The sequence below is a fragment of the Myxococcales bacterium genome (assembly GCA_016712525.1).
Taxonomy (GTDB): Bacteria; Myxococcota_A; Polyangia; order Polyangiales; family Polyangiaceae; genus JAAFHV01.
The window spans coordinates 236,927-251,814 of the sequence record JADJQX010000006.1 but is presented as its reverse complement, the minus strand read 5'-3'; the positions used below and the strand labels follow the sequence as shown (position 1 = coordinate 251,814).

General features: G+C 71.7%; 11 protein-coding genes. 5 read left to right on the top strand and 6 right to left on the bottom strand.

All coding sequences use genetic code 11. The features are described from left to right. Positions 1 to 8: 8 nt before the first annotated feature. Positions 9 to 1,523 (bottom strand): PLP-dependent aminotransferase family protein, encoded by a 1,515-nt coding sequence (locus IPK71_12945; protein MBK8214640.1) that lies wholly within the window; start codon positions 1,521 to 1,523, stop codon positions 9 to 11. A 56-nt stretch (positions 1,524 to 1,579) separates the two neighbouring features. On the opposite strand from IPK71_12945, the gene IPK71_12940 reads away from it, so the two are divergent. Genes IPK71_12940 through IPK71_12930 form a run of 3 tightly spaced genes read left to right on the top strand, consistent with a single transcriptional unit; the run spans position 1,580 to position 4,288 of the window. Further along, on the top strand, positions 1,580 to 2,647 hold the full coding sequence (locus IPK71_12940) for a GNAT family N-acetyltransferase (protein MBK8214639.1): 1,068 nt from the start codon (positions 1,580 to 1,582) through the stop codon (positions 2,645 to 2,647). A gap of 43 nt (positions 2,648 to 2,690) precedes the next feature. Then, the gene (locus tag IPK71_12935) at positions 2,691 to 3,167 is read left to right on the top strand and encodes a hypothetical protein (protein ID MBK8214638.1); all 477 of its coding nucleotides are present in this window, start codon (positions 2,691 to 2,693) and stop codon (positions 3,165 to 3,167) included. Further along, entirely contained in the window at positions 3,164 to 4,288 is a 1,125-nt protein-coding gene (locus IPK71_12930) for a hypothetical protein (protein ID MBK8214637.1), read from the top strand. Before IPK71_12935 ends, IPK71_12930 begins: the two co-directional genes overlap by 4 nt. A 52-nt stretch (positions 4,289 to 4,340) precedes the next feature. Here IPK71_12930 and IPK71_12925 read toward each other — a convergent pair whose 3' ends face one another. Beyond that, the gene (locus IPK71_12925) at positions 4,341 to 4,979 is read right to left on the bottom strand and encodes a hypothetical protein (protein ID MBK8214636.1); all 639 of its coding nucleotides are present in this window, start codon (positions 4,977 to 4,979) and stop codon (positions 4,341 to 4,343) included. Positions 4,980 to 5,168: 189 nt separating this feature from the next. Between IPK71_12925 and IPK71_12920 the strand changes: the two genes are divergently transcribed. Next, positions 5,169 to 6,182: a hypothetical protein gene (locus IPK71_12920; protein MBK8214635.1), complete on the top strand. Its 1,014-nt coding sequence runs from the start codon at positions 5,169 to 5,171 to the stop codon at positions 6,180 to 6,182. 20 nt (positions 6,183 to 6,202) lie between these two features. Here IPK71_12920 and IPK71_12915 read toward each other — a convergent pair whose 3' ends face one another. Then, a complete protein-coding gene (locus IPK71_12915) occupies positions 6,203 to 6,688 on the bottom strand; it encodes an AgmX/PglI C-terminal domain-containing protein (protein ID MBK8214634.1) in 486 nt (161 codons plus the stop codon). Continuing rightward, on the bottom strand, positions 6,685 to 8,022 hold the full coding sequence (locus IPK71_12910; GenBank protein ID MBK8214633.1) for a hypothetical protein: 1,338 nt from the start codon (positions 8,020 to 8,022) through the stop codon (positions 6,685 to 6,687). Before IPK71_12910 ends, IPK71_12915 begins: the two co-directional genes overlap by 4 nt. A gap of 75 nt (positions 8,023 to 8,097) precedes the next feature. Between IPK71_12910 and IPK71_12905 the strand changes: the two genes are divergently transcribed. Then, complete coding sequence (locus IPK71_12905; GenBank protein MBK8214632.1) at positions 8,098 to 11,892, top strand: DEAD/DEAH box helicase; 3,795 nt, start codon at positions 8,098 to 8,100, stop codon at positions 11,890 to 11,892. A gap of 23 nt (positions 11,893 to 11,915) precedes the next feature. Here the strand turns inward: IPK71_12905 and IPK71_12900 are convergent, their stop codons facing one another. Together IPK71_12900 and IPK71_12895 are read right to left on the bottom strand one after the other, a co-directional pair. Continuing rightward, the gene (locus IPK71_12900; GenBank protein ID MBK8214631.1) at positions 11,916 to 12,953 is read right to left on the bottom strand and encodes a hypothetical protein; all 1,038 of its coding nucleotides are present in this window, start codon (positions 12,951 to 12,953) and stop codon (positions 11,916 to 11,918) included. A gap of 456 nt (positions 12,954 to 13,409) precedes the next feature. Continuing rightward, entirely contained in the window at positions 13,410 to 14,759 is a 1,350-nt protein-coding gene (locus tag IPK71_12895; protein ID MBK8214630.1) for a hypothetical protein, read from the bottom strand. Positions 14,760 to 14,888 lie beyond the last annotated feature (129 nt).

The window sequence follows — 14,888 nt, the reverse complement described above, 5'->3', positions numbered from 1 at the left end:
GCGGTCGCTCAGGGTGCCGCAGCGCGGTCGGGGGATGGACCAGCACGAGGGCGTCTCGGCTTCGCGCGGGGCAGCACGCGAGCCAGGATCGCGACCGCCTTCGCGAGCTCGGCCTCGTCGTGTTGGGCGAACCCGAGCCTCAGAAATGGCTTGGTTCGACCGTCGAACGCGAAGGTGCGCGGCGACTGGAGCGAGAGCCCGAGCTCGTAGGCGCGGTCGACCACGGCCTCGACGTCCACGTCTCCTCCGACGGTGGCGTGGATGCTCGTGCCCCCACCCGGCACGCGGAACGAGAGAGACTCCCCGAACGTGGTCGCCAAGAGACCGACGAGCGCGTCACGTCGTGCATGATACACCTTTCGTGCGCGGCGCACGTGGCGCTCGGCCTCGCCGTCCTCGAGGAGCTCCGCCACGGCGCGCTCGACGACGTGGTTGCCCTCGCGATCCGTCGACGCCCGGAGCGCCGCGAGCCTGGCCACCACCGAGCGCGGGGCGGCCACGTAGCCCACGCGAAGACCAGGGGAGAGCACCTTCGAGAGGGTGCCGACGTACACCACGTTGCCGCCCGGATCGGCGCTCGCCAGGGGCAAGATGGGCCTCCCTTCGTAGTGGAACTCGTGGTCGTAGTCGTCCTCGAGGACGATCCAGCGTGAGCGCCTCGCGAGCTCGAGCAACGCGACCCTCCGCGGCGCCGAGAGGGTGACCGTCGTCGGGCACTGGTGGTGCGGCGTGAGGAGCACCCCGGCGAGGGTCTTCTTCCTCGCGATCCGCTCGAGCGCGGAGACGTCGAGGCCCTCCCCATCGACGGGCACCGGAACGAGCTCGACACCCGCGCGGCGCAGCGCGTCCCAGGCCGGCCGGTACCCGAGGGCCTCGACCGCCACGACCGCCCCACGCGGGACGAGCGCGCGCCCCACGAGATCGATGGCCATCTGACTTCCGGACGTGACGAGGATCTCGTCCTCCGCGCGAGGGACACCACGTGTGTCGGAGAGGAGCCGAGAGAGCGCGCGGCGAAGCCGGAGATCGCCGAGCGGCGAGCCGTATCGGAGCGTCGACGGATCACGGAGGGCGCGCCGCAGCGCACGCGCGAGCAGGGCCGTATCGACGAGGCGCACGTCGGGGATGCCGCCGTAGAACGAGAGGGCGCGCGCCGGCCTCGAGGGGACCCAGGAATCCTCGGGCACGTCGAACCCCGGGCGATCCGGCGCTGCGTCGGGCACCTCGGCGCGCGGCCTCCGCTCCGGGAGCGCCTCGGACACGAACGTGCCCTTGGCCGGCGACGCCGAGACCCAGCCCTCGCTCTCGAGCTCCCGGAGCGCTGCGAGCACCGTGTTCCTGTGCACACCGAGGGCGGCTGCGAGCGGGCGACTGCCGGGGAGCGCCTGGCCGGGCCGGAGACGACCGCGACGCACCTCCGAGACGATGCTGCGGCGCACGCGCGCGACGAGCGTCTCGCGGGGGGACTCGGCGGGGACGAGGGAGAGCGTCGGGGTTCCGGGGCGGCGCCTGGACTGGTCCATTGGTTTTCTCCAGATTGGACCTTATTCGTAGACCATCGCCGCGCCATGGTGAAGCCATGCGCAAAGCCACCTTCTTCGACATGCCCGAGGACGAGGCCCTCGCCCTCACCGACCGCGCGGAGACCATGCACCTCGCCTCGCTCGGGGAGGGTGGACAGCCCGTGCTCCGCGCGCTCCACGTGGTGCGGGTGGGGCGGGCCTTCTACTTCCATGGCGCACCCGTCGGGGAGAAGACCGAGGCCTACGGGGCGCTCGCCGTGCTCTCGGCCGTGGAGGACGTGGCCCGGATCCCGAGCCATTTCCTCGACCCCGAGCGGGCATGCCCGGCCACCACGCTCTACCGCTCCGTGCAGCTCCACGGACGACTCGACCGGGTCGTCGAGCCCGACGAGAAGGCTCGCGCGCTCCTTGCGCTCATGAAGAAGCTCCAGCCCGAGGGGGGCTACGTGCCGATCACGGCCGAGTCGCCGCTCTACACGAAGGCCCTCGCCGGCATCGACGTGGTGCGCCTCGTGCCCGACGTGATCCAGGGGAAGAAGAAGCTCGGTCAGAACCGCACGCCGGCAGAGCGCGCGCGGCTCTACGCGGGGCTCCTCGGCCGCGGAGAGCCGGGAGACTACGCCGCGATCGAGGCCATCCTCGGCGCGAGCCCCGACGACACACGGCCCCCAGCGCTCCTCGCCGAGGACGGCACGCCGCTCTTCGCCGACCTCGACGAGGCGCGCATCGAGGAGGCCGCAGTGCTCCTCGAGGGGGCGTACTGGCTCGAAGGGGTGGCGCGCGAGACGGTGCTCGGCGCCTTCCGGAGCTCCCGCGTCAGGGTCGGCGACGCGGGGAGCGATGGGCGCCTCGTCGCCGCCGCGCGGGCCACGAGCGATGGGCGTGTCGCGTGGATCTTCGACGTGATCGTCGCGCCCGAGGCGCGGGGCCGCGGGCTCGCGATGGCCCTGGTGAAGCTCCTGCTCGGGCACCCCGCCGTGCGCGACGCGCAGGTCGTGCGCCTAGGCACACGGGACGCCGCAGGTCTCTACGCGAAGCTCGGCTTCGCGGACGTGCGCGAGGCCCCGCTCCGAAAATACCCGGTCATCGAGATGGCCCGGCGGCGCGCGATCGCCTCGACGTGAGAAAGGCGCCGCCCGCGTGGCGCCGGTTTGGTAGCGTCGCCTCGTGCTGGACGGCTCGCGAAAAGCGCGTTTCGCGTTCGTGGCCCTCGTGGTCGCGGGGCAAGGCGCGCTCGCCGTCGCGCCGGGGAGGTGGTCCAAAGGGATCGGAGATCTTGCGCCATTTCGAGAGACCAGCGTCGCGCGGGCGGAGCTCTACAGGCAGGTCGGGCCCGACCTCGTCCTCGTGCCCGCGGGCGAGTGGAACGCGCTCGATCCCCTGGGCACGCTGAGGCACTTCTCTTGGCGCGAGCGCGTCCTCGAGCCTCGCCTCGCCCCGAGCGGCCGGTTCGTCGAGCTGCCTCACGGCTCTGCGCGCCACGAGGCCGAGCTCCGCGCCGCCCTCGACGACGTGTGGGAGCACGCCCAAGCCGACGACGAGACGTCGCAGCTCATGCTGGTGCTCACCCTGCGCAAGAACGGCAAGCTCGAGGACGCCGTGCGCATCCGCACGACGACCCGCGCCGTGCGAGGTCCGCGATGACGCCGCGCTGGCTCTCACGCCTCCGGGGCGCGCTCGACGCCACGGTGGACGGCACGTTCCTCGCTCCGCTCCGCGTCGTCGTGGGGCTCGGCCTCGCCCTGGACGCTGCGGTGCGTGCGCGCGAGCTCGCCACGGTGGGCTACTTCGGAGACGCGTTCCACCTCCCGCTCCTCTCGGACCGCCTCGTGCCGTCGAAGGCGGTCTACACGGCGCTCGTGGCGGCGCGGCTCGTGCTCGCGCTGCTCGTCGTGGTGGGGGCACGCGCACGCATCGCCCTCGCCCTCTCGAGCGCCCTCGCGATCCACGTCTTGCTCGCCGACGCCGTAGGCCTCGACGACGCGCGGTACCTCTTGGCCGTGACGGCGGGGCTCCTCGCTCTCACGCCGTGCGAGCCGCGCACGTCGCTCGTGGCCGCGGACGACGCGCCCCCTCCCCCACCCGCGGTCGGCTTCGCGTACGGCGTCTTCTTGCTGCGGGTCCTCTCCGTGACTCTCCACGCGGCGTTTGCGCTCGCGTGGCTCCGTGACTCCGACGCACGCGCCGGAGCCGTGCTGCGCGAGCATCTCCTCCGAGCAGCCGCGGCGGGGGGCACGTTCGTTCTGTCCCCGGGCGCGCTCACGTCCCTCGCGGAGCGACCCGTCGTGGGCTTCGTGGCCAAGGGGATGATCGTGGCGGCCCTCGCGGTCGCAGGGCTCGCGCTGGGAGGGCGGACGCGCATCCCGGCCCTCTCGGCAGCGGTCGTGCTGCGGCTGTGCCTGCTCGCGATCGGGCACGCTCCGGCCTTCTCGGTGCTGGCCGCGGCGCTGCTCGTCGCGTTCGCGAAAGGCGACACCCAAGCGCGATCCGTGCGGTTCGATCCTGCGAGCGGCCTCGGCCGCGCGGTGGCCACGCTCGTCCGCGCGACCGACTGGCTCGGGCGCTACGCGGTGAGCCCGTGGGCTGTCGACGGGCTCGCGAGCCGGCACACGCTCGTCATCGTCCGCCGCGACGGCTCGCGCGCCACGGGCCTCGCCGCGGCCGCCATGCTCACGCGGACGATCCCCCTATTTTTCCCCTTCTGGCCCCTCGTCGCGTTCGTCGCGAGCTTCACGAAGGGCGGCGACGTGCCGAACGAGGTGTGAAGGCGCAGGCGGGGCTACGACCGCGAATTCGTACGTGCACGGGCACGAGGCGTCAGAGCGGGTGCGCGAAGCCGATCCCCCACACGCTTAGCTTCTTCGGGCGAGTCGCCTCGGTGCAGAGCGGCGCGGAGCGATCCCCGAAGTAGAGCCGCCCGCCGCGGAGGCGCATGAGGTCGTATTCGACGGGGCACGCGGCCCGCGCAGGGACGATCGCACCGCAGCCCGCGGTCGTGACGTCGCGCTCCTCTCCGAGGGTCCATTCCGCCGACGGGCACGCCTTGGCGAGCCGCTCGAGGCCGGCCGACGAGAGCGGGACGATGGCCTTCTCGTCGATGAATACCCGGATCTCGGCCGCGTGCTCGACCACCCGCGACAGGCGGTCCACGGTGGAGCTCCCTCCCATCCGAACGGTCATGAGCTCCGTGCCGGCCGCGCACGTGGGCGACGCGTAGCGCTTCCAATCGGCGAAGACGCCGTTCGCGGCGATCCGGTAGGTGCGAAGTTGGAAGGTGTCGGCGTCGACGGGCTCGCAAGTGACGCTCTTCCACGTGCCAAACGTGAGGGACGGCTCCTTCGTGAGATCGTCCTCGCTGCTCCCCGAAGTGGTGGGCTCCTCCTCGACGGCGGCGCTGCACGCACCGAGCAAGACGAGGAACGGGAGGACGAGGGCGGCGACTGTGCGACGGGTCATGAAGGGCTCCTCGAAGGGGCGCGGCGTGCGCTCCCTGGTTCTGGTTCGTCGCGACGGGACGGACCATCGGCCAATCGGCGGAGCCGCGCGCCTCGCCCGCCCGCGCCCCGGGCGCGCCCGCGCCTTAGTCCGTGATTTCTCGAGGTTTCTGAGCAACCAGGGTGGCACTCCGGTTGCTCGGGGGTGGGCATGCCGCACCGCCGCCTCTTCGCCCTCACCCTCGCCGCCGCAACGCTCACCGCCCTCGCCGCCTCGACGAGCGCGACCGCCCAGGTCGCCGCCCCGACGAAGCTCCCCGCCGAGCTCGAGCTCGTGAAGCCCCTCGGCTTCCGGACCGGACCGTCCCTGAGCGCGACGCCGGTCCTCGCGAACCTAAACTACCTCCAGCCACCCACGCGCGTCACCGTGGTCGCCGTCCAGGGGACGTTCGGCGCGACTGGCACCTTCTGTCAGGTGGAGTATCGCGGCAAGCGCGGCTTCGTCCGGTGCGACGACGCGAACGCGTTCCGCACAACGACCTCCACGGCGCCCGCCTCGCCCGCGGCCTCCGGTGGCGCGAAGGGCAAGCCCGCCGTCGTCACCCGCACCGCGACGGGGATGCGGTGCGCGCCGGACGTCGAGTACACGAACTACAAGCAGTACACGGGGAGCTGGGCCGACGACCGCGTTCACCCCGGGTACATGACGTTCGGCCGGACGGCCTGCCACCTCACGGCGTGGACCACGGCGCTCGGCTACTACGGGCAAGGCTTCACGCCCCCGACCCTCCGCGACAAGCTCGACGCCATGAACGGCTGGCGTGACGTCAAGACCCACCCCTCCGCGCGCGCGCTCGAGACGCTCACGGGCGGCGGCAAATACGTCCGCAAGAGCGGGACGGCCGCGGGGAACAAGCACAACCCGGAGATGGTCGCCTTCGTGCGCAAGCACTTCTGCGACGACCAGCGCGGAGAGCCCATGCTGGGCTCCGTCGACTACGAGAACGACGACGATCAGCGCGGCGATCACTGGGTCACCATCGTGGGTTTCCAGGACGGCGAGCCCCTCGTGCTCGACCCGGGCTCGGCCGACGCGCCTCACGCGCGGATCAGCGGGACGCAGCTCCCCGCGAACGGCCGGGTGAGGACGGGAGTCTTGCTGTCGGACATCAAGGGAACGAAGACGGGGCGCTACTTCCTCACGGGACTCGAGCTCGTCGAGTGAGCGCGGAGGGGCGCGCCACCTCAGGGGAACATGGGCTCGCCTTCGTCCACCTCGGGAGAGAACGACAAGGGATAGACGACATCGACGATGCCGCCTTCGGGCCGTGGAAATCGCAACCTGCCGAACACCTCGACCACGCAGGACACGACGGCCTTGTCGGGCAACGTCGTGGCGGCCCCGACCGCCGCTTGGCTCACGGAGCCGTCGAGCTCGATGACGAACTTGGTGGAGACGCGCCCCTGGAGCTTGGGGTCCCGAGCGAGGCCCGCCTCGTAGCAGCGGGTGAAGCTCCCGAAGGAAGCGCGCGCGACGCGCTGGATCACGACAGGCTCGATCCGTCCGTGCTTGCGTGGGGTCGCGCCGCCCTCGTTCGTGCGGGACGGGCCTACCGACGCGGGTGCCCTCGGTGCGCAGCCGACGAGCGACGCGACGACCAGAGCGACAAAGGCGAGACGAACGACCGTGGCCACACGCACCGCGCGGGCAGCGTCGACCACGCTCGTCATGGCCGCTTCGCGCGCCGAACCGCGCCCCACTCGAGCGCGCCGTTCGGCAGGATAACGTCGGGCACGCGGCCACCTTGGGCGCGCAGCTCCCCGAGGACACCGACACGAAGCGTACGCGTGAGGGAGCGCACGGGCACCTCGCCGAGCTTCGGAGGGTGGAGCCCGAGCTCACGCGCGCGCCCCGCGTCGGCGGCCTGGACGAGGCCGAGCATGGCGCCGAGGGCCCCTGCCGCGACGGGCCGGACCACGTCGAGCGCGACGCAGAACATGCGAGATGCACGTTTCTGCGCGAGCTCCTCGGCGGGGACGGGCTTCACCGTGAGCTCGTGATCCGGCCGCGAGAGGACGCCGGCCACGGCGCGCGCGAGCTCGACGAGGTACGGAGAGTCGTCGCGGACGAGGAGGGGCCCGCTCGGACCACCCCAGCCGTCGCTCGAATCGACGGTCCACGGCGCGCCGAGCGAGAACCCCGCGAGCCGCGCGGGCGGGATCGAGTCACAGACCCGCTGCGCGATGCCCGGGGCGTCCCAGCTCCCCGCGTCTCTCCCCACGAAGAAGCCCACGTAGCCGAGCGCCCCCGCATCGAACGGCTTGGCGCCCGGGCGCGGCTCGTAGAGACCCATCCCGAGCCACCCGAGATCGTCGGCGGCCGTCTCGAAGGCGCGCAGCGAGGCCTTGAGGTCGTCCGCGCGCGACACGACGATCTCGTCGAGGTACGCCGGGCCACGCGCCGCGAGTGGGTTCCGCGCGAGCACGAGCTGCCCTCCGCGGAACGTCGCACGGAAAGGGCCCGTGCCGTCGGGGGCGTCGGCACTGAAACCGAACGGCACGATGGCGGCGAGCGGAGACGCGAGGGCCTTGGCTATCTTCGCGGGATCTTTGGAAGAAAAGCGGAGCCGATTTCCCTCGACGCGCGGCGGGGCCACGTCGGCCCAAAACCCTCCGAGGCCCGCGGCTCGTGCACGAGAGAGGGACGCTGCCGCCTCTTTCGCACCGACGGGACGAGACCGCGCAGACTTGAGCCCCTCGCGGAGCGTGACCACGACGTCGGCTCCGGAGACCTCGGGCTCGTGCTCGGCGAGGCTCGGGACGATGGCGCCGGCCTCGTCCCTCGCGAAGAGCGTATCGAAGCACGCGGGGGCGAAGAGCGCCGCGGTAAAGCTCGTCACGTCGTGAGGGTCGAGCCGCGTGAGCGACCAAGGCACACGGAAGGCGAGCCGCCCGCCGTACACCCCACGGCCACGCGCCTCCACGGCCCCCGGAAGCGCAGAGGCGGCGAGGACGGCACCGAGACCCGCGAGCAGCGCGCGACGCGAAGGGCGCTTTTCGACCATCACTCGACGACGCTAGCAGACTTTCACGAGCGCTCCGCACCGCGCGGGGCGCCGGCGTGCTAAGGGCCGAAGACCGTGGCAACCTACGCCGTACCCCCGGAGCATCGCGCCGCGCTGGCCGCCCCCATGCAGGGTCTCCTCGCGCGTATTCCGGGGCTCGTACGCACGCGGGGGCTCGACTATGCCCGGGGCGGGCGGGTCTCGCGGTGCACCGTGAGCTCGGAGTCCATTCGCGCCGAGGTTCGTGGGAGCAGCACGTACGACGTCGTGCTCATGCGCTCTCGCGGGGCGCTGCTCTCGTCGTGCACGTGCCCCGCGCACGATCAGGGCCCGTGCAAACACGTCGCGGCGGTCCTCTTCGCGCTCGGCGCGGGCACCGAGCCCACGGCCGGAAAACGGCCGGCGAGCAAGACCCCGAAGCTCGCCGAGCGTTTCCCCGTGGCGCCGCTCCGCGCCGTCGCGACGCGCATCTCGCTCTACGTACGAAAGCCAGTCCCCCAGCCGCGCGACGCGTGGCGCTTCCTTCGCGATCACTTCGCCGAGGGTGGCGCGCGCAGCATCGCGATCGTGCTCGACGCGGCGATGCTCGCGTTCGACGACGACATCCTCGGCGACATCGACGCGCTCCGTGCGTGGGAGCCCCCAGCCTTCCCGAGCCGCGAAGACCCGCTCTTCCCGCTCTACGATCACCTCGCGCGGTCGTACGTAGGCCTCGCGCGGCGCGCCACGTTGCTCGAGTCCTTGCCGGGCCCGCTCGACGCGCGCCACCCCGGGTTCATCGTCCAGTTCGAGGTCCCGACGCGCACGCTCTCGATCCGCGAGAAGGCGAGCCCGTACATTCTCTCGCCGCGCAGGCTCGCGTTCCAGATCCCGCTCGACGACGCGACACCGCCCGAGGTCGGGACCCGCTCCACGTTCCACGGGGACGCCGATTTGTGGGAGGTGTTCGCCCTGCGCGCGCTCCTCCTCGCGATGCTCGCGGGCGATGGCGCGCTCCTTCCCCTCGCGAGGGATCTTGCGCGCCCCGCGTGGGAGCGCATCCTCGAGAACATCGATCCGGGCGTCGCCCCCGAGGACACCGGCGAAGGCGCGCTCCACCTCGCGATGTCGCAGGTCGGCCCTGCGCACCTCTCCGTGCGGCCGTACCTGAGGACGCTCACCACGAAGACGAAGAAGCTCACGTGGCGCAGAGTTGCGCTCGACGAGCTCCCCCACGTCGTCCCTACTGCGGACGAGACGACGCGAAGGCTCGCGCGCCTCCTCGCGGGCCTCGCGGTCGACGGAAAACACGCGGTCGTCGACGCGCGCACCCCGGCCGGTCACGAGGTGCTCCGTGCGCTCTCCATCTTCCCGCGCCTCGTCGACGGAGAGCCCAAAGGCCAAGAGACGCTCGCGCCCATGACCATCGTGGCCGACGATCTGGTCGTCGTGCTCGCGCCCGACGAAAACGGCGAAATCCGCCCCGTGTTCCGCGTCGGCGACGTGACCCTCGAGCGGGACGATCTGGCCTCGCGGGATCCGCAGACCGCGCCGTTCGTGGCCAAGCTCGAGCCGGGCCTCGTCGTGTCGGGCGCGGTGGCCCCCGAGGCGCGGCCGTGGGTGCGCGCGGCCGTCGAGCTCGGTGACGCCCTCGCGTTCCCCGCCGAGGCGCTCCCCAAGGTCACCGCCAAGATCGCCCCGCACCTCGCGAAGGGCTCGTTCGCCGTCCCCCGGGAGGCCCTCGGCGTCGAGCTCGAGGCCGCGATGATCCCCGGCCTCCGCGTCGAGTGGCGCCCCGAGGGCACGGCAGCCCTCGAGCTCTGCGTGAGCGTGCACCCCTCGGCTCCGCTCGTCGCGCCGGCGCGTGGCCCCGAGCTCTTCACCTTCTCGCACGAGGGGCGCAGGGTCTTCACCGAGCGCGAATTCGACAAAGAGATCGCGATGTTGGAGGCTGCCCGCGACACCTTCCCCGAGGTGGTCGAGTGGGACCTCACGGCCGGCACACGCGGCCGCACCGAGGATCTCGAGGGCACGTTTGCGCTCTGCACCTTCCTCGAGGCCCAAGGGCCCGCGCTGCGCATCGAGACACGCGTCGGCACGCGGCCGTCGTCGGTGCCCTTCGTCGAGACCGATCGAACGCTCCGCGTCGAGCGCGCGGGCAAGTGGCTCGCCGTCTCGGGAGACGTGCGCCTCGGCGACAAACGTCTCTCGCTCGGCGAGGTGCTCGAGGCCGTGCGCCTCGCGAAGCAGTACGTCCCCATGGGAGACGGCAGCTACCTCGAGATCCCGCGCGCCATCCGCGACAAGCTGCTCGCCGTGGCCACCGCGACCGAGCTCGCCCAAGAGGCCCCGGGCGACACGAGCCAGGTGCACGAGGCCTTCTCGACGACCCTCGCCGACGCCGAAGATCTCTTCACGCGATCGCTCGGGTTCGACGTCGTCGCGCACGCGCGCGCCCTCGCGGAGGCCCGAAAAAAGAAGCGCAAGGTGCGCCCCAAGATCGAGTCCGGAGAGCTCCGCCCGTATCAAATCGACGGCGCGCGCTGGATGCTCGACCTCGCCGAGTGGGCCCCGGGCTGCATCCTGGCCGACGACATGGGCCTCGGGAAGACCGTGCAGACGGCCGCCGTGATGCTCGCGCGGAAGAAGCTCGGACCGCAGCTCGTGGTCGCCCCCGCGTCGGTCACGTCGAACTGGGTCGCCGAGCTCGGACGCTTCGTGCCGAGCCTGCGTGTCGTGTTCCTCGCCGCCGATCGCGAGGCCGATCTCTCGCGTCTCGGAGAGGGAGACGTGCTCGTCGTGTCGTACGGGCTCCTGGCGCGCGTCGCCAAGGACCTCGAGCCCATCGACTTCGCCACGGTGGTGCTCGACGAGGCGCAGTTCCTGAAGAACGCCCTCGCGCAGCGCTCGTTCGCCGCGCGCGGCACGAAGCGCAGGTTCACCATCGCGCTCACGGGCACTCCGCTCGAGAACCACTTGGGCGAGCTCCACGCCCTCGTCGACCAAGTGTTCCCTGGCCTCTTGGGCCCCGAGGCGTCGTTCCGCGAGCGCTTCCGCAGGCCCATCGAGGCAGGAGTGGGCGAAGAGCGCCTCACCGTGCTCTCCGCGCTGCTCGCGCCGTTTCTCCTGCGGCGCACGCGCAAAGCCGTGCTCGAGGAGCTCCCCGAGCGCTCCGAGACCACGCGCTTCGTCGAGCTGTCCGACGACGAAGCCAAGAGGTACGCCGCACTACGCCGCGCCACGGAGCTCTCCCTCGGGAACCGCTCGAAGGACGAGACCGCCGCGCAGACCCGCGTCGCCATGCTCGCGGCCCTCACGCGCCTCCGTCAGATCGCGTGCGACGCGTCCCTCGTGGACCCCTCGTTCGCCGGCCCGTCGACCAAGCTCCGTGAGCTCGTGTCGCTCGCGTCGGCCATCGCCGAGGGTGGCCACAAGACGCTCGTGTTCAGCCAGTTTCGTACGCTCCTCGAGCACGCGTGCGAGCTGCTCGCCAAAGCCGGCCTCCGCGTCGATCTGCTCTCGGGCGAGACGCCCACCCTCCGCCGCGCCGAGCTCGTCGCGTCGTTCCAACGAGGCGAGCTCGACGTGCTGTGCGTTTCGCTCATGGCGGGCGGCACGGGCTTGAACCTCACGGCCGCGAGCTACGTCATCCACCTCGATCCGTGGTGGAACCCCGCCGCCGAGGAGCAAGCGACCTCCCGCGCGCACCGCATGGGGCAGACGTTGCCCGTCACCGTGGTGCGCCTCGTCAGCCGCGGCACGCTCGAGGAGGCCATCTTGGATCTCCACGGAAAGAAACGCGATTTGGCCGCCGCAGTGCTCGAGGGCAAATCGTCCCCGCGCGTCCTCGAGCCCGAAGAGCTGCTCGCCCTGGTGCGCTTCGGGGGGTAGCAGCCCGTCGGGCCGCTCGCGCTTCAGCGCCCGAGCGGATCCATGCGCCCGAATTCGACCTTGAACGGGCCGGCGCACGCGACGTTCACCACCGCGTCGGCCCCGGACTGGGTCCAGCTCACGACTTGGCAGTTCGGCCCCGCCTGCATCGCGCTGACCTCCGCCGTGCCTCCCGGGCCGCCGAGGCCGGCGAACGTCAGCCGATGTTGTCCGTTCACGTTGGCGTACGTCACGCCGCGGTTCGACGAGCTCCACGACTCGGTCAAGCGCCCTCCCTCGAAGCTCGCGTAGCCACCCACCGCAGTCGGGAAGGTGGTCGTGTTGCGCGAGCGTGCGAGGCTGAACATCCCATCCGTCGGCGCGCCCGAGGCGTTGACACACTTCACGTAGACGACATCGGTCGCGATGGAAGGCGGCGGTGCAGCGGCACAGCGCACGGGGGACGCGCCGTACGTCGTGATGGCGATGTGCCCGAACCCCGTCCCCATCGTGCTGCTCCGGAAAGGGAGATTCGCGAGGTAGTACCCACGGTCGAGGCGCTGAACCCAAGCCCCCGCGCCCGCCCGGAGGTACGTCCCGTTGAAAGGGGTCCTGTCGCCCGAGACCACGTTCGACGACCACGCGTAGGCCACCTGCCCGGTTCGATCCGGCTCACCGATGTTGACGTACTGGATGGCGAACGGCGAGTCGGCCGGTGCACCGGCGGCCGCGAAACAGGCGACGTACGCGCGAACGCCGGATGGTTCCTTGGCCCAGCTCACGACATTGCAGCTCTGGTTGTTCGCGCCGTAGGGCGTCACCTGGATATTTCCACCGGAGAGGGTCATCCCGGAGAAGAAGACGTCGTATCGACCGACAGCCGTACGTGCCGCGCGGATGGACGTGGTCGAGGTCGGCTGCCGTGAGCTGAACTGGTAGAGCGGGGAGGCCCCGGTGCCGTCGAACCATGCATAGCCGTGCTCGGAGATGGCGCTCTGCGCGGAGGCTACTCCGCCGTCGGCCAGCATCGCGACGACCGCCACGGCACCGAGCCCCATCATCCTCTTCATGACCTGACGCATGTACGCTCTCCTTGGAAGGTGGCTCCGCCACGACGCGGGCTCGCACGGAGAGAGGCGCGCGACGACGCCGGTGTGAACCTCCTGACGAAAAAAGAATCCAAACGGGGCCCGACCGGCCGGATCCCGGTGGCCGCGCGCGCGAGCTCCGAGCTCCTGGCTGGGGCCTTCTGGATGTCCGCGCAGCGCACCGGGACCTCCGCGCCCTTCTGGCTTGCGGCCACTCCGGCCGAGCGCCTCCGGGCGGTCACGGAGCTCGTCGACGAGATGCGTGCGATGATGGGCGACGACGGACCTGCCCCCCGACTTCAAAGATCTGTTGGAGGAGCTCGCCCTCGCCGGGGTTGAGCTCCTCGTCGTCGATGGATACGCGGTGGCTTTCCGACCGCGGGATCTCGTCGACGCGGATGTGCGGGGTCGGCGCAAGACGTCCTCGCGCCTAGCGGGCCCCGCGAGCCCTCACCGCACGAGCCACACCTCTTGGCCCACGGCGGCGACGAGCACGGGGCGGCCTTGGGCTTCGGGGGGGCACGTGCCGAGCGCGCGCACGCCCTCTTTGGCGTCGAGACGGAGGCGCGGCGTGGGCTTCGCGCCGAGGCTCGTCACGACGAGGCGATCGTCTCCCTCGTTCGCCGTGGTGACGAGCTCGGGGGTGCCGTCGAGATCGAGATCCGCGAGCAACACCTGCGCGCCTGCACCTTCCGTCACGAGCGCCTCGGCGCCGTCCACCGTGACACGGAGCTTCGCCGAGGGCTCACGCACGGCGCGGGCGGCGTGACCACGACCGGTCGCGTCCACGTACGCGAGCTCCGAGATCGCGTCGAACACCTTGGGGAGCGGCGTGGCCAAGGGCTCTTTGGGCCCATGGGCCGCGCTGCACGGCCGTAGCCCATCGAAGGCGCCGGCCTCTGCCGACACGGTCGCGCACGAGAGCCCACCCGGCACGGGCAGCCCGGCGAGCACGTGGCGCACGGTCAGATCGGGGCCGAGCGAGGCGCCGCCGCGATCGGACGTTCCCACGAGGAGCCCGCCGTGCGAGAGCCCACCCGAGACCCACGCGCCCGCGAGCGGCTCGCGCAACGGGACGGCCACGCGCGGCAAGAGCTCCCGGAGCGCGACGCTTCGCTCGACACGAAACGAGACGAGCCCCTTCGCGTCCGGCGGCGCGAGCCTGCCCACCGCGACACGCGCGCTCGAGACGAGCGCGACCTCGAGCGACCCATCGCCGTCCACGTCGCCGCACGCGACCGCGAGCACCTCGCCCTCGGCGTGTTTCGCCTTGGTGACCTTCGCTTGTTCGAGCGGGACGGTCGGAAGGAACGCGCGCACCTCGGCGTCGACCGGGGCCTTGGCGAAGGCGTGGGCCTTGGGCGCCGGCGCCGGATTTTTCAATCGTTCCCAGCTGTTGTCGACCACCGGATACACGTCGACGACGACGCGCACCTCGCCGCGTTCGAGCTCGGGCTGCACGAACACGAGCGACGCCGCGCGCCCCGCGAGGCCACGCGCCACGCCGAGCGCCGCGGGTTTGTCGTGCGCACGAACACCGAGCCGACCTGCGAGCACCTGCGCCACGCGCGCCGCGAGCTCGTCCCCCCGGGAGAGCGGCTCGCCGCTCTTCATGGGCGCCGCGACGACGAGCGCACCACGAGGCACCGACGGGAGCCCTTGAGCTGCCCCTTCGGCGAGCAGCGAGAGCGCCGAGAGCTGCGCGCGCGCAGGCGGCTCGTCGGCGCGCGCCGTTCCCAGGGGCGACACGGCCGCGAGCCCGAACCACACGGAGAAGAGAGCGCGTCGGGCCGAGGACATGACGCTACGCACCATAGCGCAAGGCCGACGACGAGGAGCGACTTCGTCCCGACGTACCGCTACTTCGTGGCGGCCAGCGGGTCGTCCGAGGGGAGGCCCTTCCCCTCGCGCTCACAGTTCCCGTTCGCG